18 protein-coding genes and 1 other RNA gene are annotated in these 19,466 nt (G+C 67.1%); 10 read left to right on the forward strand and 9 right to left on the reverse strand.

What is annotated here, in order from left to right; genetic code table 11:
* Positions 1–43: 43 nt before the first annotated feature.
* The 3 genes from AC06DU_RS06700 to AC06DU_RS06710 all read right to left on the reverse strand — a co-directional run bounded on the left by AC06DU_RS06700 (position 44) and on the right by AC06DU_RS06710 (position 3,326).
* Positions 44–1,420, reverse strand: a complete 1,377-nt coding sequence (locus tag AC06DU_RS06700) for an Hsp70 family protein (RefSeq protein WP_102252357.1) — start codon at positions 1,418–1,420, stop codon at positions 44–46.
* Positions 1,421–1,544: 124 nt separating this feature from the next.
* Entirely contained in the window at positions 1,545–2,018 is a 474-nt protein-coding gene (locus AC06DU_RS06705) for an FKBP-type peptidyl-prolyl cis-trans isomerase (protein ID WP_024938000.1), read from the reverse strand.
* 273 nt (positions 2,019–2,291) lie between these two features.
* Positions 2,292–3,326 (reverse strand): cation diffusion facilitator family transporter, encoded by a 1,035-nt coding sequence (locus tag AC06DU_RS06710; protein ID WP_478203860.1) that lies wholly within the window; start codon positions 3,324–3,326, stop codon positions 2,292–2,294.
* Positions 3,327–3,441: 115 nt separating this feature from the next.
* Here AC06DU_RS06710 and AC06DU_RS06715 point away from each other — a divergent pair, with 115 nt between their 5' ends.
* A complete protein-coding gene (locus tag AC06DU_RS06715; RefSeq protein ID WP_039520205.1) occupies positions 3,442–3,777 on the forward strand; it encodes a zinc ribbon domain-containing protein YjdM in 336 nt (111 codons plus the stop codon).
* Between the two features lie 117 nt (positions 3,778–3,894).
* Here the strand turns inward: AC06DU_RS06715 and AC06DU_RS06720 are convergent, their stop codons facing one another.
* The 4 genes from AC06DU_RS06720 to AC06DU_RS06735 all read right to left on the reverse strand — a co-directional run bounded on the left by AC06DU_RS06720 (position 3,895) and on the right by AC06DU_RS06735 (position 7,581).
* Positions 3,895–4,683: a hypothetical protein gene (locus AC06DU_RS06720; RefSeq protein ID WP_478203861.1), complete on the reverse strand. Its 789-nt coding sequence runs from the start codon at positions 4,681–4,683 to the stop codon at positions 3,895–3,897.
* Between the two features lie 232 nt (positions 4,684–4,915).
* Positions 4,916–5,971 carry a L,D-transpeptidase gene (locus AC06DU_RS06725; RefSeq protein ID WP_440584373.1) on the reverse strand — a complete coding sequence of 352 codons (1,056 nt, stop codon included), beginning with the start codon at positions 5,969–5,971 and terminating at the stop codon, positions 4,916–4,918.
* Between the two features lie 378 nt (positions 5,972–6,349).
* Positions 6,350–6,425, reverse strand: a non-coding RNA gene (locus AC06DU_RS06730) — sX9 sRNA.
* Positions 6,426–6,486: 61 nt separating this feature from the next.
* Complete coding sequence (locus tag AC06DU_RS06735; protein WP_054591645.1) at positions 6,487–7,581, reverse strand: alkene reductase; 1,095 nt, start codon at positions 7,579–7,581, stop codon at positions 6,487–6,489.
* Positions 7,582–7,827: 246 nt separating this feature from the next.
* Here AC06DU_RS06735 and AC06DU_RS06740 point away from each other — a divergent pair, with 246 nt between their 5' ends.
* From AC06DU_RS06740 to AC06DU_RS06770, 7 genes are all read left to right on the forward strand, one after another.
* Positions 7,828–9,036 (forward strand): MFS transporter, encoded by a 1,209-nt coding sequence (locus AC06DU_RS06740; RefSeq protein ID WP_039528349.1) that lies wholly within the window; start codon positions 7,828–7,830, stop codon positions 9,034–9,036.
* 42 nt (positions 9,037–9,078) lie between these two features.
* A complete protein-coding gene (locus tag AC06DU_RS06745; protein ID WP_179464150.1) occupies positions 9,079–9,378 on the forward strand; it encodes a hypothetical protein in 300 nt (99 codons plus the stop codon).
* Between the two features lie 225 nt (positions 9,379–9,603).
* A complete protein-coding gene (locus AC06DU_RS06750; protein ID WP_024937995.1) occupies positions 9,604–10,059 on the forward strand; it encodes a PA2169 family four-helix-bundle protein in 456 nt (151 codons plus the stop codon).
* A 256-nt stretch (positions 10,060–10,315) separates the two neighbouring features.
* On the forward strand, positions 10,316–10,918 hold the full coding sequence (locus AC06DU_RS06755) for a 2'-5' RNA ligase family protein (RefSeq protein ID WP_104552946.1): 603 nt from the start codon (positions 10,316–10,318) through the stop codon (positions 10,916–10,918).
* A 36-nt stretch (positions 10,919–10,954) separates the two neighbouring features.
* Positions 10,955–11,563: an HD domain-containing protein gene (locus AC06DU_RS06760; RefSeq protein ID WP_024937993.1), complete on the forward strand. Its 609-nt coding sequence runs from the start codon at positions 10,955–10,957 to the stop codon at positions 11,561–11,563.
* 62 nt (positions 11,564–11,625) lie between these two features.
* Positions 11,626–11,808, forward strand: a complete 183-nt coding sequence (locus AC06DU_RS06765; RefSeq protein ID WP_024937992.1) for an oxidoreductase-like domain-containing protein — start codon at positions 11,626–11,628, stop codon at positions 11,806–11,808.
* 69 nt (positions 11,809–11,877) lie between these two features.
* On the forward strand, positions 11,878–13,251 hold the full coding sequence (locus AC06DU_RS06770) for a virulence factor (protein WP_054591641.1): 1,374 nt from the start codon (positions 11,878–11,880) through the stop codon (positions 13,249–13,251).
* A 1,014-nt stretch (positions 13,252–14,265) separates the two neighbouring features.
* Here the strand turns inward: AC06DU_RS06770 and mprF are convergent.
* A complete protein-coding gene (mprF, locus tag AC06DU_RS06775) occupies positions 14,266–16,830 on the reverse strand; it encodes a bifunctional lysylphosphatidylglycerol flippase/synthetase MprF (protein ID WP_102583649.1) in 2,565 nt (854 codons plus the stop codon).
* Positions 16,831–17,091: 261 nt separating this feature from the next.
* Between mprF and AC06DU_RS06780 the strand changes: the two genes are divergently transcribed.
* On the forward strand, positions 17,092–17,799 hold the full coding sequence (locus AC06DU_RS06780; RefSeq protein WP_478203863.1) for a DUF998 domain-containing protein: 708 nt from the start codon (positions 17,092–17,094) through the stop codon (positions 17,797–17,799).
* A gap of 11 nt (positions 17,800–17,810) precedes the next feature.
* Positions 17,811–18,158: a RidA family protein gene (locus AC06DU_RS06785; protein WP_024940520.1), complete on the forward strand. Its 348-nt coding sequence runs from the start codon at positions 17,811–17,813 to the stop codon at positions 18,156–18,158.
* A 228-nt stretch (positions 18,159–18,386) separates the two neighbouring features.
* Here the strand turns inward: AC06DU_RS06785 and AC06DU_RS06790 are convergent, their stop codons facing one another.
* Positions 18,387–19,457 (reverse strand): SAM-dependent methyltransferase, encoded by a 1,071-nt coding sequence (locus tag AC06DU_RS06790; protein ID WP_166771091.1) that lies wholly within the window; start codon positions 19,455–19,457, stop codon positions 18,387–18,389.
* Positions 19,458–19,466: the final 9 nt, after the last annotated feature.

The following is a 19,466-nucleotide window of genomic DNA, read 5'->3' on the forward strand; positions in this document are numbered from 1 at the left end:
ATGCAGCAACCGTGCATTGTAACGGATGGGCGCCCGCGTTGCCTTAACCGTCCGACGGACGGGCCTGGCGGGCCGCCGCCCAGGCCAGGCCCTGCACCACGCCGAAGGACGGATCGCCCTGCACCAGTCGCGATTCCGGGAACGCGGCAGCCACCGTGTCGCGGATATAGCCGGCACGCGACATGCCGCCGGTGAGGAACAGCGTGGCCGGCGGCGCGTCCAGGTCGGCACGGACCTGTGCAAGCAGGCCTTCCAGTTCGCCCAGGTAGCTGGAAGCGGACGCAACCAGCGCGCTTGCCTGCACCTCTACTTCCAGCCCGCGTTCGATGAAGTCCAGCCCGGCCTGGTGCCGGTCGCGCTCGCTGAGCGCGATCTTGCAGGCTTCCACGCCGCGGTACAGGCGCGCGGTGTTGCCGGTGTCCTGCAGCGCCTGCAGGCGCTTGTCGAACGGGGCGGGGACGTCCTGGTACTTGTGCAGGCGGAATTCGCGCTGGCGGGTCATGTCCTGCACCATCGCCGCTTCCACGTAATGGTGGGTGGGCACGCGGGTGATGCCGCGGCCGAACAGCGGCATGTAGGCGGCCAGACTCAGCGCCAGATCGATATCGGTACCGCCGCGCGCGATGCCCCAGGCGCGGTGCACCTGCGGCGCGGCGCTGCCGCCGACGCTGGCATGGGCGATGTCGGTGGTGCCGCCGCCGATGTCCACCACCACGGTGTCGTGACGGCTGTCGTGGCTGACGTGGTAATGCATCGCGGCCGCTGCAGGTTCTTCGAGGAAATCCACGCTGTCGAAGCCGGCCGCGATGGCGGCGGTCTGCAGAATGTCCAGCGCCTGCGCGTTGCCGGCCTCGCCGATGGAACTGCGGAACTGCACTGGGCGGCCCAGCGTGGCGCTGCGGATATTGATGTCGAACTGGCGCGAGGCGGTGAGCCGGATGTGTTCCAGCACGTGCGTGGCGATGCCGGTGATGGTCTGGCGCGCACGCGGATGCAGGTTGTAGCCCAGCATCGATTTGGGGCTCTGCACCAGGCTGCCTTCGCCTTCCAGAAAATACGCATCCAGTGCTTCGTCGCCGTAGACCGCGTTTTGCAGCAGGGCGGCGGAGCTGCGCGGCTCGCGCACCTGCTCCTCCATCCACTGGCGGCGCACGATGCGGATCGCATCGCGGCGCAGGCTGTCGGTGCTGGACGTGCGGCCGGCCGCGGCGGCGTCGCGACGGCCGGAGTCGATCAGCCGCTCGACCTCGTATTCCAGCGCCGGAGTCAGGCTGAAATCGTCCGGGTCGCGCATGGTCTCGGGGAAATACACCGTGGTGCGGAACTGCAGGGCCTCGCCGAAGCGCACCGGTACCACCTGGCCATCGACGATCGCCGCAGCGGCGGAGTTGCTGGTACCGAAGTCGATGCCGAGTTTCATGCAAGCGGGCCTGTGAGCGGGCCGCGCACTTTACTACTTCTGCTGCCGGCGACGCCCATCGCGCTGCGTTCGGACGTCGCAGCAGCCGAACTGCCGCATGCCCGCAGGCACGCGGCGCACCCGATCAGGCCGCGACGCTGGCGACCTGGCCTTCGTTCAGTTCTTCGGTGGTGGCTTCGCGCACCTCGATGACTTCGACCGCGAAATGCAGGGTCTGCCCGGCCAGCGGATGGTTGCCGTCGACGGTGACCTGCTCCGGGCCCACCTCGGTGACGGTGACCAGCACCGGGCCCTGCTGGGTGCGCGCCTCGAACTGCACACCCGGCACGACCTCGACATCGGTCGGGAATGCCTCACGTGGCACCTGCTGGATCAACTGCTCGTGGCGCGGGCCATAGCCCTGTTCGGGCACGACATCGGCAGTGAGTGTCTCGCCGACGCGCTTGCCGTCCAGTGCGTGTTCCAGGCCGGGCACGATGTTGCCGGCGCCGTGCAGGTAGCTCAATGGCGCGTCCGGCGTCGAACGGTCCAGGACCTGGCCGCTGTCGTCGGAAAGGGTGTAATGAATGGTCGCAACGCGACCCTGGCTGATTTCCATTGGAAACCTCCATGACTTGTGATCGAGTGGGATGCGTCGGCTGACTCACGACGCCAAGAGGTGGTGCCCGCCTACCGTAGGCAATCGACCCGGATGATGCAACCGCAGCCGGGGCTGCGGTTAGGGCGAGGATCAGCTTGGTGGTGACGATGTCACCGCTGAGATGCAACTGCTTCCTGCGCGATGCGTCGGTGCGAAGATGCGCCGATCGATGCGCGTCACGTGCGGCGTTTGGCCGCGTGGCGATGCACGCATTCCACGGCCTGCCGTGCGCTAATCCTTCTCGGCCCCACGTTCGATCTGGGCGCGGCGCGCGTGCCAGGTTTCCGGCGTCTGCGGCTTGATGAACAGCGCGGTGAGCTCGGGGTGCTGCCGCTTGGCGGCCGCTTCGATGCGCCCGACGCAGGCTTCGATCTGTGGCGTGGTGCGGCTGTCTTCGAACTCGGCGCTCAACGCGGCGACCACCTGGTTCGGGCCCATCTGCATGGTCAATACGCCGTTGGCGGCGCGCACATCCGCATCGCTGGCGGCAATGCGCAGCAGCGATTCGGTGACGTGCGCATGCGCGGGTTCGCCGATCAGCAGGCCCTTGGTTTCGCGCGCCAACAGGAATGCGGTAAAAGCCAGCACGCAAGCGATGCCGATCGAGGCGATGCCATCGAGTTCGGGTATGTCCAGCAGCTGCGCGCCGGCCAGGCCCAGCACCGCCATGAACAAACCGATCAAGGCGGCGCTGTCTTCGAGCAGCACGGTGAACGTGCTGGGATCCTTGCTCTGCCGGAATGCCTGGAAATAGCCCATGCGGCCCTTCTTGGCGCGGAATTCGCGCAGCGCCACCACCCAGGAAATGCCTTCGAACACGATCGACACACCGAGCACGATGTAAGCGAGCAGATGGCTCTTGGCCGGCTCGGGATTGCGCAGATGCACGATGCCCTCGTACAGCGACACGCCTGCGCCCATCGCGAAGACCAGCAGCGCGACGATGAAACTCCAGAAGTACAGCTCACGCCCGTAGCCGAACGGATGGGTCGGCGAGGGGGCCTGCGCGGCGCGGCGCAGGCCGTACAGCAGCAACACTTCGTTGACGGTGTCCACCAGCGAGTGCACGCCTTCGCTGAGCATCGCCGAGCTGCCCGAAATCCCTGCGGCGATGAATTTTGCGATCGCGATGGCAAGGTTGCCGGCCAGCGCGACATAGACGACCAGATGCGAGCCGGTTTTCTTAGCCGCGCCCGGTTCGCCAGCCGTAGGCGCGGTGGATCCTGGCGCAGCGCCGGGGGCTTGGGGAAGCGATGGGTTGGACACGTGCGACCTGCAGGGCATTCGACAAGCGCCGCACTATCGCGCCGGCGCCGTGCCGGAGACGTGATCGCGCGGCCGGGGCGCTACAATCCACGCCCGTTTTGAACCTAGGAATCGCATGTCTTCCGTTCCCGCCTGCCCGCAATGTGGCCTGGACAATACCTATGCCGATGGCGCGTTGCTGATTTGCGCAGACTGCGGCTTCGAATGGAGCGCGGGCGAGTCCGCCGCGACTGCGACGGTGGTGCGCGACAGCAACGGCAACCTGCTGCAGGCCGGCGACACGGTGACGGTGATCAAGGACCTGAAGGTCAAGGGCTCGTCGATTCCGCTCAAGCAGGGCACGCTGATCCGCAACATCCGCCTGGTCGAGGACGATGCCGAGCACATCGAAGGCAATTCGGAAAAGATCAAGGGCCTGGTGCTGAAGACCTGTTTCCTGCGCAAGGCCTGAGGCTGTTGCGGAGCCAGCAGCACAGCCTGCAGCGTGTGTAGGAGCGCGCTTGCGCGCGATGAAGCGGTATCGATACCGCCTCATCGCACGCAAGCGCGCTCCTGCGTTGCGGCGTGCTCAATCGCGCGGATACACCGCCGCCACCGTGCAACTCTGGCGCATCCGCGCGGCCAGGCCGCCACGCGTGGTGCTGAGGTCGCCCTGCTGGCCGGATCCGGCAGCCACGCCGGCAAGCGCCATTTCGTCGAGCACATCGACCTTGTCGCCGGGATTGCCGCAGATCGCATTCAGGCCCATGCCGGAGACGAAGCGGATCGGCGGCGCGCCGCTGAGTTCTCGGCAGCTGTCCATCAGTTCGACACGGTAGTGGCGATGCGTGCCGGGGTGACGTGGCGAGACTTCCACCACCAGGCCCTGGCCGTCTTCCGACCACGAACGCAGCATGCTGGGATTGAAGCAGTAGCTGGACGAACCGGCGAAATTGCGCTGGCGCGCTTCGCGCACGCTGACCCCATCCAGGGTCGGGATGCCGCTGTCGCGTTGCCGTGCCGCACTGGCGTATTCGCGCGCATTCAACGTGGCGATCTGGCTGACCGCGCAGTGCTGCTGGCCCGAGCGCACGTATGCCGGCGCACCGTTGCAGACCCAGCCGTGCGCCGCCAGCAGGCTCGCATCGGCTTGTGCGGCCAGTTGCGGGCAGTCCTGCGCCAGGCTGATGCGGAACAGCCGCCCGCCCTGTTCGGCCACTGCCAGCGTGCGCGGATCGGCTTGATGCAGCTCCGTTACCTTGCGCGCATCCAGGCACTCGGCGTTCGGTGCGGCAGGGCGCAGCGGCTCGGCCGCTGCGGTGGAGGACGCGTAACCGAATAGCGTGCTGCCGAGCAGAACCGCAGTGAGTAAACGCATCACGCACATCCTTGGCAATGAGGGATGTCCGCATCATCTGCCAAGCAGGTCGCGCTGACAATCGCAGCAACGCGCGTCGGGTCGCGGCGCTCAACAACACCGGGCGGGCCGCCAGCGCTCGGCACCGCCAGCGCATACGAGTGCATGCCGATGCCGGGCTGCACGCATGTGCGCGCGCAACCTCACGCGCGTCTTTCACTTTGCTGCCGCAATAACGCAGCGCAGCCTGCGCTCAGGGCGCCTCGGGCGGATCCGAATCCAGCACCTGCAACTTGCCGCCGGTGGTTTCGGGAAGGATGCGTTGGTCGGTGGCCACCAGCACCACACCAGGCGTCAGCAGCGGCAGCAGGCCGGCCAGGAATGCCGGCGGCACCTGCAGCCGCGCGATGGTGTCGGCATCCAGGGCCTGTCCTGCCGCGGCGCTGCTGCCGGGGATGCCGATGCGCATCCAGTTGGGCATGCGTTGACCGGGCAAGCCGGGCACTTCGCCAGGCAGGAAGCCCTGGCCGACGATGAACGCCTGAGTGCCCAGCGGCGCGGCGCCGGTCTGCGCGCGCAATGCCACTTGCGCGCGTCCGATTTCCACGCCGTTGCGATACACCACCAGTTGCTGATCGCTGCTGCTGACCAGCATCGAGATCGGGCCGGTGGGTGCCAGCGCCGGCTGCCATGCAAAGCTCTGGCCGTTGGGCAGCGGCAGCAATGCCCGCTGCGCACCGGTGGTCGGGTCGATCGGGCTGAGCGCGCGGGGATGCACCACCGCGTCCGCATCCACACCGGCTTGCGCGACCACCACCACCATGCCCATGTTGGAATTGTCGAACAGCAGCCGCGCGAATTCCGACGGCAGATGCACGCAGCCATGCGATTCCGGATAACCGGGCAGGCCGCCTGCGTGCAGGGCCACGCCGTCCCAGGTCAGGCGTTGCTGATAGGGCATGGGCGCGGCGTTGTAGAGGTTGGAGCGGTGGTCCTTGTCCTTCTGCAGGATGGTGAACACACCGGTCGGTGTCTCGTGCCCGGGCTTGCCGGAGCTGATGGTGGAAACGCCGATCAGGATGCCGTTGCGGTACGCATACGCGCGTTGCTCGGTGAGGCTGACAATCACCGCCATCGGCCCCCAGCCCTTGCTGACGCCGCCCCAGATCCATTCGCCCGGCTTGAGGTCGGCCGGCGCCGTTTCGGCAGGGCTGGACTGGCGCGCGCCCCAGAACGGCACCGCAAGCGCTGGCCCGCAGACCAGCAGCGTGCAAAAAACAATGGCAGTGAGCAGGGGCCGCATCGGCATTCCAGAGAGCAGTGTCGGCACGATCCTAGCGGGGCCGGGTGTACGCGTCATGTGGTTGCTACCGGGATGGCTACGTTGCGAAGCTCCCGGCATTGCGAGGGGGGTGCTGTGTATGCATTTGCGTATTTGCCGAGCCCAAGGCGCAACACACGCACAAGCGCCTGGGCTTGCGCGCCGGTTCAACGATTGTCTTGGTAGATGCACGAGGGCCGCCGCATTGCGACGGCGATCGGGCAAGGGATGCGTATCGCGCTTGCACGCCACATCTGGCCGGCGACGTGCTTAGGTCCAACGTGCGCGTGCGGGCCGGCCGATCCGATACGGCAGCTGCGCTCGCTTGATGCCGAGCGCTGCCGCTGTGTCGGCCCGACCTGGTGCGGCTGACAAAACGGAGCTGGCAGGCGTCAGGTGGGTGCGGACGGCGCGCAGGAACCGGAATGTACGCGTGGTACATCCCGATTCCGGGCGCCAGCCGCGCCTGCCTGGCGGTGAGCGCAGGCGTCTTGCAGCCGCGCTCAGTTCGGCAGGGCGGGGTAGTCGGTGTAGCCCTTGGCACCACCGCCGTACAGGGTGGCCTGGTCGAGCTCGGCCAGCGGGGCGTTCTCGCGCAGGCGACGCACCAGATCCGGGTTGGCGATGAACGGCCGGCCGAAGGCGATCGCATCGGCGTAACCGCTGTGGATGGCGTGGTCGGACAGCGCCTTGTCGTAGCTGTTGTTGGCGATCCATGCGCCGTCGAACTTTGCGCGCAGCGCGGCATAGTCGAAGGCGACGTTGTCGCGCGCACCGCCGGTTGCGCCTTCGATCACGTGCACGAAAGCCAGCCCGCCGATCAGGTTGAGACGCTCCACCGCACGTTCGAACAGCGGCTGCGGATCGGAGTCGTGCATGCCGTACACCGGTGTGACCGGCGACAGCCGCACACCGGTGCGCTCGGCGCCGATCTCGTCGGCGATCGCCTGCACCACCTCGGTCAGCAGGCGGGTGCGGTTTTCGATGTCGCCGCCGTACGCGTCGGTGCGCTGGTTGGAGCCGTCACGCAGGAACTGGTCGAGCAGGTAGCCGTTGGCCGCATGCACTTCCACGCCGTCGAAGCCGGCATCGATGGCGTTGCGCGCGGCGATGCGGTAGTCCTCGATCAGGGCGGGGATTTCGTCCAGCGCCAGCGCGCGCGGCTCGGAGACATCTTGGAAGCCGTCCTTGGTGTAGGTCTTGCCTTCGGCGCGGATGGCGCTGGGCGCCACCGGCGATTCGCCCGGCGGCAGCACGCTGGTGTGCGAGACGCGGCCCACATGCCACAGCTGCAGCACGATCTTGCCGCCACGGCGATGCACTTCATCGGTGACCGCACGCCAGCCCTGGACCTGCTCGGCGGTATGGATGCCGGGCGTATCCAGGTAGCCCTGACCCAGCGGGCTGATCTGCGTGCCTTCGGCAACGATCAGGCCGGCACTGGCGCGTTGGCCGTAGTACTCGGCGGCGAGCGGCGAGGGCACCTGCCCGGCGACGGCGCGATTGCGCGTCAGCGGCGCCATGATCACGCGGTTGGCAAGATCCAGTGCGCCCAGGCGCACGGCGGAAAACAACGGGGACTCGGTGGATTTGGACATCAGCAACCAATTGGGTGTGGATCACGCGCCAGGCGCGACACCGCGCCGATCGCGAGTGCCCCCTAGCGATGGTGGCGGAGCAGCGCCGATTCGAGCGATAGCGATAGGACACAGCGTCTCCTGGCGCATCGAGAGCGGCCAGACCGTGATGTGCCGGGGCTTGGCGCTGAATCGCAGCAGGCGCCGCGCTTCCGTTGATTGCTGCGTTGCACAATAATACGCTGCCCCGTCATCCTGGAGTCGGGCATGTCCGATACCGATCTTTCGACGCCGCGCGTATCACGGCGCGACTACGTGCTGATTCTGTTTGCGTTGGCGATGGGCGGCTTTGCGATCGGCATCAGTGAATTCTCCACCATGGGCCTGATGACCCAGATCGCGCAGGGCCTGCAGATCAGCGAGCCGCAGGTCGGCCACGTGATCAGCGCCTATGCGCTGGGCGTGGTGGTCGGTGCACCGTTGCTGGCGATCATTGGCGCGCGCTGGCCGCGGCGCACCTTGTTGCTGCTGTTGATGGTGTTCTACGCGCTGGGCAATCTGGCGAGCGCGTTGGCGCCGAGCTATCACACGATGTTGCTGTGCCGTTTCATCGCTGGTTTGCCGCATGGCGCGTACTTCGGCGTCGCTTCACTGGTGGCCGCGTCGATCAGCCCGCCCAACCAACGTGCCACTGCGGTGGGGCGGGTGTTGCTGGGCCTGAGCATTGCCTTGCTGGTCGGCAATCCGTTGGCGACCTGGCTGGGTCAGATCGTGAGTTGGCGGTGGGCCTACGCGGCGGTGTCGGTGCTTGCGCTGTGCACGGTTGCGGCAGTGGCGGCGCGCCTGCCGCCCGCGCCGGACGAGCCGCGGCAACAGCCGCTGCGTGAGCTGCGCGCGTTCAATCAGCCGCAGGTATGGCTGGCCCTGGCGATCGGCGCGGTGGGCTTTTCCGGCATGTTCTGCGTCTTCAGTTATCTGGCGCCCACCCTGACCGCGGTGACCGGCGTGGAGCCGGCGCGGATCCCGCTGGCGATGGTGGCGTTCGGGGTCGGCGGCGTGCTCGGCAGCATCCTGGGCGGCTGGCTGTTCGACCGCATGCAGTTCCGCGCGGTGCCGGTATTGCTGGTGTGGTCGGTGGTGGTGATGCTGACCTTTCCGTTGGCTGCGCAGTCGGGCCTGTGGGTGTTTGTGTCCATCGTGGCGGTCGGCACCATGGGCGCACTGGCACCTGCGCTGCAGACGCGCCTGATGGATGTGGCCGCGGAGGCGCAGACCCTGGCAGCGGCGTCCAACCATGCCGCATTCAATACGGCAAATGCGCTGGGCCCGTGGCTGGGCGGTATGGCGATCACCGCCGGGTGGGGCTGGACCTCGACCGGCTACGTGGGCGCGGCCACTGCGCTGGGCGGCTTGCTGGTGTATGCGCTGGCGGTCTGGCAGGAGCGCCGCCAGCGCGCGTCGCTGGCGAGCTGCTGAGGCGCTGCCGGCCTGCACTGCCTGCTGCAGTTGGAGTGATGAGTGGCAGAGCTGGCAGATGGCGTGCTGGCCGCGACGTTGGTCACTGCAGGACGCAAGGCCATATCCACGGCCAACTCACGAGCGCACGTCGAGACTGCATGCTCCACTGCAAGCGGACCGTACAGCGCCATGACCGAACACACGCCACCGCCCTGGAAGCGCGGCAAGCCCAAGGGTAAATCCGCCTCCACGCCGCTGACCGCAAGCCAAAAAGCCGCTGCCAAGCAGCGCGCCGAGGAGGCCGGTCGCCCCTATCCCAACCTGGTCGACAATATGTGGGCGAGCCGGCAGCCAAGGTAGGTTTGACCTGCTCTTGGCATCGATGAATCGCCATTCATTGCCTGCATGATCGCGTGAGGACAATCACCACATCACTCACATGTCGATTATGTGTGTCCCGCCAAGCTAAGACCGTACACAACGCCAAGGCATGCAATCAGCACATCGATTGCCTCATCCCCGAAAGCCAGCGCAGACGCATCCACCAACCGCGCAGCGCTGGCCTATCGCAACCAGGAGCGACACATGAGCATTCAGAGCAAGACCGAGCATAGCCTCAACGACCTCATCGCCATTTCCCGCGACGGCAAGGACTTCTACGAAGAAGCGGCTGCCAAGGTGGGCGATGCGGAACTTGCAACGCTGTTCCGCCGCATCGCCGGCGTGAAGTCCGACATCGTCAGCAATCTGAGCAGTGTGGTTGCATCGGTCGGTGGCAAGCCGGAAACCAGCGGCACCATGGTCGGCAGCATGCAGCAGTTCTACGGCAAGGTGCGCGCTACGCTGGGCGATACCAAGTACGGCTACGTCGCCGAGCTGGAAGAGTCCGAAGACCGTCTGCTGAAGGCGTTCGACGAAACCATCGCCGACCAGGACACCCCGGCCGCCGCACGCGACGCCGCACTGCGTCTGTTGCCGGAAGTGCGCGCATGTCACGACGTGATGCGTAACCGCAAGCATGCGATGAAGAACGCCGCGTAAGCTGCGTGCGTGACCCAGGCGCATCCAGGTGATGCAGCTTGCGGAGTGAACCGATAAAGGCGGAAACGGGCAGCGCAAGCTGCCCGTTTCTTTTTGTGTCGCGAGTGGTCAATGCTGCGCGGTTGTTGTTCCACGCATTGCACGCGTTCCACGTTTTTGCATTGGCATTGAATGCGTGTCACGCATGCATCTGGTCTGCTAGTATCCGCCGCCCTTCTTCCCGGCAGGTCCGCGTACGCGGTCGTGGAATCAGCCCATGCAACAGCAGTTCCTGTACCTGTCCTCGGCCGAGGCGCAGTTGTCGCTCGGCCTCGGTGAGGAGAAGACCACCGAGCGCCTGTTCTTTGCGGTGATGGCCGATGCGGCCACCGGTCAACGCGCTGCGGCGATCGCCGATGGGCTGCTGCACAATGGTCATGTCGATGGCAAGCCGCTGGCGCGCGAGCGCTTGCATGTGACCCTGCATCATCTGGGCGATTACGCTGGCGGCTTGCCGCCTTCGCTGGTGAGCCGCGCCAGTCAGGCAGCCGAGCGCGTGGTGTTGGACGCGTTCGAGGTGGAGTTCGATCGGGTCGGCACCTTCGGCGGCCGGCGCTCGCAGCTGCCATGCGTGTTGCGTGGCGAAGACAAGGTGCGCGGGCTGTACGAGCTGCAGGGCGCGCTGGGCCGGCAGCTGGCGCATGCGGGCATTGCCGGCGACGCGCAGTACACGCCGCATATGACGCTGCTGTATTGCAACCAGTCATTGCCGCAACGGCGCTGCGATGCGCTGGCGTGGACGGTGCGCGAGTTCGCGCTGGTGCGCAGCTTCCTGGGCCAGTCGCGTTACCAGATCGAAGGGCAGTGGGCGCTGCGCTGATGTGCAGGCAGATGCGTACAGCGGTAGCCTGCGTGCATGGATGCCACCACCACACCACTGCCACTGCAGCCCGAGCACCTGGCCGCGCTCGAACAGGCCTATGCCACGCCACCGCGCGCCTATCACCACTTCGGCCATGTGCGTGCGCTGCTGCAGCACTACGCCGAGGTCGCCGCCGGGCCGGGTTGGCAGCAGCCGGTCGAGGTCTGGCTGGCGGTACTGTTTCACGATGCGGTGTATCAGCCCGGGCGCAGCGACAACGAGGCGGAATCCGCCAACTGGGCGGTGGACTGCATCCCGCGCTGGTGGCCGCAGGCATCGGTGGATCTGCAGCGCGTGCAGCGCCTGATTCTGCTCACCGCACGCCACGGACAACTGCAGCCAGCGGATGTGGACGCCGAGGCGGCGTTGTTCCTGGACTGCGACATGGCGATCCTGGCCGCACCGGCAGCGGTGTTCGATGCGTATGACGAGGGCATTGCCGCCGAGTACCGCGGGCATGTCCCCAGCCTGCTGTTCCGGCTCAACCGCAGGCGCTTTCTGGCCGGCCTGCTCGAGCGTCCGCGCATCTTCCTGAGCGACTACTTCCATGCGCGCTGCGACGCCGCGGCGCGGGCCAATCTGCGCCGGCGACTGGGGCGCTGACCTGGCACGCTGCGCGCCGTGGTTCATCCAGGCGCAGCCACGGCGCACGCTACAATGCGCGCATGCACGACCGCGCAGCTTCCGATCACGATCCACGCCCGCAGCCACCCGAGCCGCCTGCGCCCAACGAGTGCTGCGAAAGCGGTTGCCCGTTGTGCGTGCACGATCTGTACGCGGACGACCTGGCGCGCTACCGGCAGGCCTTGGCCGCCTGGGAAGATCGCCAGCGAGCACATGCGCGATAAGCGAAGCGCCGCGCTTCGCGTGGCCGCCTGGAGCGATTATCTTTGAACCACTTTTCCCGATGGTGCGACATGCGACGACTTGAGATGTGGAGCGCGCTCTGCGGCGCGGCGGTGTTGACGCTATCGGGCATGGCGGCTGCGCAGACCACGCAGCCAGTGAGCCACGGCCGCTTCGAGCAGGTACCGGTGCTGATGCCCAAGGGCGAGCCGCAGCGCGTGGTGATCTGGCTGACCGGCACCGGCAACAACGTCAAGCGCCAGACCCAGGCGGAAAGCCTGCGCGCCGATGGCGCGATGGTGGCGATGGTCGATACCGCGCATCTGTACGCGGTGCTGCGCAAGGCCGGCGGTACCTGCGCGTTCTCGGTCGGCGATGTGGAAAATTTCTCGCGCTACGTGCAGGCCTTCTACCACATCCCCACCTACCGCCTGCCGCTGCTGGTCGGCGACGGCGAGGGGGCTGCGCTGGCCTATGCGATCGCGGCGCAAGCCAAGCCGCATGTGCTGGCCGGCGTGCTGACCGACGGGCTCTGCCCGGCGACGGTGTCCGACCAGGCGATCTGCCAGCCGGGCGTGCGCCCGGGCAGCAACACGCTGCTGCCGGTGCCGTTGCAGATTCCCTGGGTGCTTGCCGGCAGCCAGGACAAGCGTTGCCCGGCCGCGGCCGAAGACGGCTTCCTCAAGCAGGTGCCGCAGGCGCGCACGTTCACGCGTTCGGCGCGGGGCGACATTCTGCCGGGCCTGCGCGCAGCGGCACGTTCGCTGGGCGAGCAGAAGGGCGTGGCGCTGCCGCCGCCGCCGGGCGGGCTGGAAGATCTGCCGGTGGTGGAGCTGCCGGCCAAGCCCGATGGCGACAGCGACGACGACACCTTCGTGATCTTCGTCTCCGGCGACGGTGGCTGGGCGGGTCTGGACGAAGAGGTGGCCGATGCCCTGGCCGCGCAAGGCATTCCGGTGGTCGGCCTGGATTCGCTGCGTTACTTCTGGACCGAGCGCACACCGCAGGGCTTTGCCACCGATCTGGATCGCATCGCGCGTTTCTATGCGCAGCGCTGGCAACGTCGGCGGGTGGTGCTGATCGGCTTCTCGCAGGGCGCGGACGTGTTGCCGGCCGCGATCAACAAGCTGCCGGCGCAGACCAAGCAGAACCTGCGCATGACCGCGCTGTTGTCGGTGGGCAAGCTGGCCGATTACGAATTCCACGTCAGCAACTGGCTGGGCTCGGACGACGAAGGCCTGCCGATCGCGCCGGAAGTGCAGCGGCTGCCCGCCGGCACCACCGTGTGTATCTATGGCCAGGACGACCAGGACGCGCTCTGCCCGAGCCTGCCGGCACAGGCCGCCAAGCGGGTCGCGCTGCCGGGTGATCACCACTTCAAGGGCGATTACGCGACCCTGGCCAAGGTGATCATGGAGCAGCTGCACGCGCTGTCGAAGCCGTAAGCGAGCGCGGCATGTCTGACCTGGTTCGGTCCAACTCCAGGCCGAACCAGGTCAACAACCCGGTCGTCACCGTTCGGTTTGGCCCCCCTGCGGCCCTGCAGGCCCCTGCATTTCTTTCCGTAACCGACAGCAACCGGTGGTGCTTGCGCGGGTGCCGGTGTGGGACCTTGAGCGGCATGGATGCCGCGCCAGAGCCTACATGGACGTACTTGCGGCGTGTCCCATGCCGGTGCGCGTGCAAGCGCCCTCGGCTGACCGAAGTATTCGCGCGTAAAAGATAGATGTTCTGCACAGATTGATAGGTGTGCGGAGCTGGTCGGCGGCGCGGCGCCGCATCCGGTGTCGGGACACGCCGTGAATCCATCCCTGGAGGCTCGGTGGCGACATCCATGTCGCCACACGGTCCCGCCCCCGGACGCGGCACCACGCTCCCAGCGTTGCCACTGCTGATCGGCAAGCAATGCTTCAAGCACGTGTTGATGCCTGCGGACTTCGTGGCCGATGTAATCGGTAAGCCATTTACCTGCTGTCATGTCGCCAAAAAGTGGTGACGTTCCGAAGGATCTGCAGCGCCAACACGCCCTCCGCATTTCTTTCCGCAACCGACACCAACTGGTGGTGCTTGCGCGCGTGCCGGTGTGGGACCTTGAGCGGCATGGATGCCGCGCCAGAGCCTACATGGACGTACTTGGGGTGTGTCCTACGCCGGTACGCGTGCAAGCGCCCTCGGCAGACCGACGCATTCGCGTGGAGACGCCAGCTGTCGTGCGCAAGATCGATCGGTGTGCGGAGTCGGTCGGCGGCGCGGCGCCGCATCCAGTGTCGGGACACGCCGTGAATCCATCCATGCAGGCTCGGTGGCGACATCCATGTCGCCACACGGTCCCGCCCCCGGACGCGGCACCACGCGCCCAGCATTGCCACTGCTGATCGGCAAGCAATGCCTTCAGGCACACGTGCAAGCGCCCGCAGCAGAGCGGGGCATTCGCGTAAAACCGCAGGTATCGAGCGGCCTTACTCCTGCCGGCCCGGATCCGCCGAGATCAATCGGGTGACATCCAGTAGTGCCGCCGGCAGATGCATGCCGCCGGGTGCGACCAGATAGCGCGGGCGCCAGGTCGGGGCGAACTTCGACTTGAAGCGGCGCAGGCCGCTGAAGCCATAGAAGCGCTCGCCGTGACGTGCGACCAGGCTGGCGAAGCGATTCCAGCGGCCGGCCAGGCGATGCTCGGCCAGGCCCGACAACGGCGCCATGCCCAGCGAGAAGCGCGTATAGCCGTTGGCTTGCCCCCACAGGAACAGCTCGATGAACAGGAAATCCATCGTGCCCTTGGGTGCCTGTGCGCTGTGCCGCATCAGGTCCACCGACAGCTCGCCGCCGGCCGGCGCCCACCACACATTGGCGAAAGCTACGATTTCGCCTTCCGCCTCGGCCACGGCCACCGGGAAGCGGCGCAGATAGTCCGCATCGAAGCTGCCCAGCGAGAAGCCTTTTTCTTCGCCGGACTTTTCTTCCAGCCATTGCTCGGACACTTCGGACAGACGCGGCAATACCGCATCCACCTGTTCGGGCTGCAGCATGCGGAAGGTCAGGCCGCCGCGCTTGCCGCGGTTCCACGCCTGGCGCAGATCGGCGCGGTCGCGGCCCTCGAGGGTGAAGCCTTCCAGCGGCACGATCGCCTCTTCGCCCAGTTTGACCAGGGTCAGGCCCATGTCGAGGTAGGTCTGCCAGTATTTTTCGCCGACCTGGTAGAACACCGGGCGCAGGCCCATATGGTCGGCCTCCTCGCGGAAGCGCCAGATCAGGGCGCGCGCGACCTCCGGTGGGCCGACCGGGTCGCCCATCGAGATCAGCGAGCCACCGTAACGCTGCATCATCACAAACCCGCGGCGCTGCTCGTCGAGCAGGAAGGCCTTGTCGCCGGTCAGCGCCAGGCAGGCCTGGGTGTCGGTGCTGATGGCCAGGATCGGCGCCAGCGTCTGCAGGGTCTGCGCATCGGCGGACGGCATCGGGCGGCGGCCGCCACGCAGCAGGCGCGCCATGCCGAACACGATCACGCCCACGCACAGGATCAGCGCCGCGCGCAACGCACGTGGCGCGTTGGCCGAAGTGGCGAATTCCCACCACAGGTCGTTGCTGTATTCGACGTGGCTGTAGACGAAGAACAGCAGCCAGAACGTGGCCACCAGCACCAGGCCGAGGTTGCTCAGCCAGCGCCACGACCAGGCTTCGTCCAGCAGCGCGCCCTGGCGGTAGAACTCGCGGCGTGCCGCCCACAGCGCCACTGCGGCCAGTGCCGCCGACAACGACACCGAGATATGGCTGCCGCGCAACAGCGACAGCGGCGGCAGCAGGATGCACACGCCCAGCGCCAGCACCCAGGCCGCATGGCTGCGGCGTTGCAGGCCCTGGCCGATCAGCAGCAGCACCATGCCGCCCAGGCTGACCAGCAGGTGCGAGGTCTCGATCAGCGGCAGCGGCGCCACTTCCTGGCGCGCGCGGGGTGTGGGCAAGGTGCCGTCGATGACCAGCGCCGCACCCACCGCAAACACCGCCAACGCGAGGATCTGCGGCAACCACGGGCGCAAGGCCTTCCATACCGTGCGTGCGGTGCTGGCGCTGGCACGCACCGGTGCGCCCAGGCCGGAGGCTGCCGCCATCGCCACCGAGATCAGCAGCGGCACGATGTAGTAGGTGACCCGGTAGGCCAGCGCGGCGGCCAGCACCGCGGCGGGGGTGACATGCGGCAGCAGCTTGAGCAGGCTCCACTCGAACACGCCCAGGCCGGCCGGCACCGTGGAGATCAGCCCGGCGACCACCGCCACCAGCCAGATGCCGATAAACCCGAAGTAGCCTGTACCCGGGTCCGGCGGCAGCAGCACGTAGAACGCGGCGGCGGCCAGGCCCAGCTCGACCACGCTCAGCGCGGTCACGCCCAGGACCGTGGTGCGGTCGGGCAGCCAGAAGCGATGACTGCGGATCCCGAATTCGCGGCCCTGTCTGCCGACCAGCCCCAGCATCGCGACGTAGCCGACCAGCAAAGCGATGCCGGCGATGCGGATGCCTTCTGCGGTGATCGGCAAGGCACGCGCAGCCGCTTCCGGTTCCAGCAGCAGCGCCAGGCCAAGCAACACCCAGGCGCCGAAGACGAAGCCCAGCGTGCTCATCAGCACCACCTGGCCGATCTCGGCCAGGGTCAGCCCGACGCTGCCATAGCCGCGCAGGCGGACCGCGCCGCCGGTCAGGGCGGCAAAGCCCAGCGTCTGCCCCACCGCATGCGCCATGAAGGCGGTGATGCCCACGCGCGCCGGATGCAGCCGCTTGCCGGTGCGCTTGAGCCCGACCCAGTCAAAGCCCACCAGGCAGGCGTAGCTGCTCAAGCCCAGCAACAGGGTGAGCGCGATCTGGCCGGCACCCAGGGCGCGGAAGGCCTGGCGGATCTGCCGATAGCCATGGTCGGTGAATTGCCCCGACAGCGCGTGCAGCGCCATTGCCAGGATTGCCAGGCTGATGATCACCGGCAAGGCGCGGCGCCACCCGCTGGCCGGCGCTTGGGAAGACACGGAGGTATCCGTCATGAGGGAAACGGGATCTGCTGAAGGGGAAGAAGGGCACATGCACGGTGCGTGCCGCGCGGGCGGTTGCTCTGCATGGGACGGTCGGTGTCAAGGTACATGCAGGGTGATCGCACGGATGCCGAATGAGGTGAACGCAGGGTTCGGTCGCGCCGACAGGTGTCGGCTCAGGACGGCCGCGCGCATCATAGGGCATCGCCGCGCCCACGTGCCGCAGGAGACCGACATGGACACGATGACTGTTGCAACACAGACAGGCTGCTGATGGAAGATCAACACAACAGCGGCACTGCGATGCCACCCGGGTCGGCCCGCCCGCCACGCTGGGCCGGGCAGGCCGGCGCAGTCGCTGCCTGCACGGGCCTGGCCTTCATCGCCTTGATCCTGGTGCTGCAATGGCTGCGCGGCGATCTGGACTGGATCGACGCACAGCTGAGCGCGTATCTGCACGGTGCCTACGGCCTGCTGCTGCGCACGGCCTATTGCATGCTGGCTGCGGCGATGGCGTGGATGGCGCTGGGCCTGCATGCGGCACTTGCACCGCCCGCGCGCAGCCGCGCCGTGGTGGGGCTGTTCTGGGCGGCGGCGGTGGGCCTGTGCATGGTGTCGATCGGCGATAGCTGGATGCCGGAGCTGGCGCCCGACGCGGCCGTGCCGGTGCACCTGCTCTCGGCCGACATGACGTTTCTGTGCGTGATCGCGGCGGTATTGCTGCAGTCCTGGTACTTCCGCCGCGACCGGATGTGGCAACGCCACTTCGCCGCCGCGTTCGGCCTGGGGCTGTGCGCATTTGCGGTGTTACTGTTCCACGTCACGGTCACAGGCGCGCCGCTGGGCATCAGCCAGAAGAGCGCCATCGTGTTGATCGTGGCCTGGATGGTGCGGGTGGGGGCGTGGTTGGCGCAGCACGTGCGCGCCGGGGCTGCACGTTTGCCGCATTCGCGGGACAATGCCCGGGTCAATCAACCGTAGGAAGTCTGAAAATGCTGCAGCGATTCGATGCGGGTCCGCGGATGTCGGAAATGACCGTCCATGGCGGCGTGTGCTACCTGGCAGGCCAGATTGCCGAAGACACCAGCCAAGACATCACCGGGCAGACCCGTCAGGTGCTGGGCGAAATCGACCGGCTGCTCGCGCAGGCGGCCAGCGACAAGACCAAGATCCTGCGTGCGGAAATCTTCCTGGCCGACATCGCCGATTTCGACGGCATGAACAAGGCCTGGGACGAATGGGTGCCACACGGCTTCACCCCGGCGCGCGCCACGGTCGAAGCCAGACTGGCGCGGCCGGAATGGAAGGTGGAAATCGTGATCACCGCTGCGGCGAGCTGATCGCAGCGCGGCGCGCGGCTTGATCGCGCGCCGACGTCGCGTCATCTGCGCGTATGTGCTCGGACATGCAGCGCAGCGTTGGTGGACGACAGCGCCGAAGAACCGCTCACACGTTTGCTTGGCAGGACCGCCAGCGCGCTTGTCGGCGCACCCCATGAGTGGAACGCCGACATGTCGCGCTTCACTCATGCGGGCCGCCTCGTCGTTTCGATGCGCGCGCGTGCGTAATCAGCGTTTGACGAAGCGGTAATGCGCCACGCCCCATTCGCGGCCCTGGTCGTAACCGAACAGCTCGGCGCAGGCCAGCCAGAACATCCGCCAGCGCTGCCACCAGCGCTGCGCATCGTCGCCATAAGTCTGCCGCAGTAGCGGCATGATCTGCTCGCGGTGGCGGTCCTGGTTGTCCAGCCAGGCGTTGGCGGTTTTTTCGTAATGCTCGCCCGATAGCACCCAGCGCTGTTCGATGACCACGTCCTGCTGGAAATGCAGCAGGGTATCGGCCGCCGGCATCAGCCCGCCGGTGAAGAAATGCCGTCCCATCCAGTTGTCTTCGCCGGCCACTTCGAACGGGTAGGCCAGGTCGCGGTGGCAGAAGATATGCACAAATAGTTTGCCACCTGGCGCCAGCCAGCTGCCGACGCGCGCCAGCAGCTCGCGGTAATTGCGCATGTGTTCGAACATCTCCACCGACACCACGCGGTCGAAGTTGCCCGGCGGCAGCGCCAGCGCGTTGACGTCGGCGGTGATGACCTGCACGTTGCTCAATCCGCGCACCCGGCACTGCTCCAGGATGTGCGCGCGCTGCGGACGCGAGTTGGACACCGCGGTGATGGTGGCGCCGGGATAGCGCTCGGCCATCCACAAGGTCAGCGAGCCCCAACCGCAGCCCAGCTCCAGAATGCGTTGGCCATCGGCCAGTTCGGCTCGCTCACCGTACAGCGCCAGCATGCGTTCTTCGGCCGCATCCAGATCCGGCGTGGTGGCGTCCCAGTAGCAGCTGCTGTACTTGAGCCGGCGGCCCAGGCACAGGGTGAAGAACTGCGGCGGCAATTCGTAGTGCTGGCGATTGGCGGCATCGGTTTCGATCGCGATGGCGCTGGCACGCAGGCTGTCGATAAAGGCGCGTTGGCGTTCGCCGCTGGCGTCGGCACCGCCGGTACGCTCATCGCGCAGACGTTGCGCACACAGCCGGCGGATGCCGTAACGCAATGCGGCGTCGGGGAGTACGCCGGATTCGGCCAGCCGGGTGGCGAAGGATTCTTCGGGCAGCGAGGAGGGCGGGATGGTGACAGTGGACATACGACTCTC

It is taken from the genome of Xanthomonas sp. NCPPB 3200 (assembly GCF_056393585.1).

Coding starts and splice junctions, on each gene's coding strand:
- AC06DU_RS06700 (WP_102252357.1), bottom strand. CDS start 1,420: ATGAAACTCGGCATCGACTTCGGTACCAGCAACTCCGCCGCTGCGGCG.
- AC06DU_RS06705 (WP_024938000.1), bottom strand. CDS start 2,018: ATGGAAATCAGCCAGGGTCGCGTTGCGACCATTCATTACACCCTTTCC.
- AC06DU_RS06715 (WP_039520205.1), top strand. CDS start 3,442: ATGTCTTCCGTTCCCGCCTGCCCGCAATGTGGCCTGGACAATACCTAT.
- AC06DU_RS06720 (WP_478203861.1), bottom strand. CDS start 4,683: ATGCGTTTACTCACTGCGGTTCTGCTCGGCAGCACGCTATTCGGTTAC.
- AC06DU_RS06725 (WP_440584373.1), bottom strand. CDS start 5,971: ATGCCGATGCGGCCCCTGCTCACTGCCATTGTTTTTTGCACGCTGCTG.
- AC06DU_RS06735 (WP_054591645.1), bottom strand. CDS start 7,581: ATGTCCAAATCCACCGAGTCCCCGTTGTTTTCCGCCGTGCGCCTGGGC.
- AC06DU_RS06740 (WP_039528349.1), top strand. CDS start 7,828: ATGTCCGATACCGATCTTTCGACGCCGCGCGTATCACGGCGCGACTAC.
- AC06DU_RS06750 (WP_024937995.1), top strand. CDS start 9,604: ATGAGCATTCAGAGCAAGACCGAGCATAGCCTCAACGACCTCATCGCC.
- AC06DU_RS06755 (WP_104552946.1), top strand. CDS start 10,316: ATGCAACAGCAGTTCCTGTACCTGTCCTCGGCCGAGGCGCAGTTGTCG.
- AC06DU_RS06760 (WP_024937993.1), top strand. CDS start 10,955: ATGGATGCCACCACCACACCACTGCCACTGCAGCCCGAGCACCTGGCC.
- AC06DU_RS06765 (WP_024937992.1), top strand. CDS start 11,626: ATGCACGACCGCGCAGCTTCCGATCACGATCCACGCCCGCAGCCACCC.
- AC06DU_RS06770 (WP_054591641.1), top strand. CDS start 11,878: ATGCGACGACTTGAGATGTGGAGCGCGCTCTGCGGCGCGGCGGTGTTG.
- mprF (WP_102583649.1), bottom strand. CDS start 16,830: ATGACGGATACCTCCGTGTCTTCCCAAGCGCCGGCCAGCGGGTGGCGC.
- AC06DU_RS06780 (WP_478203863.1), top strand. CDS start 17,092: ATGGAAGATCAACACAACAGCGGCACTGCGATGCCACCCGGGTCGGCC.
- AC06DU_RS06785 (WP_024940520.1), top strand. CDS start 17,811: ATGCTGCAGCGATTCGATGCGGGTCCGCGGATGTCGGAAATGACCGTC.
- AC06DU_RS06790 (WP_166771091.1), bottom strand. CDS start 19,457: ATGTCCACTGTCACCATCCCGCCCTCCTCGCTGCCCGAAGAATCCTTC.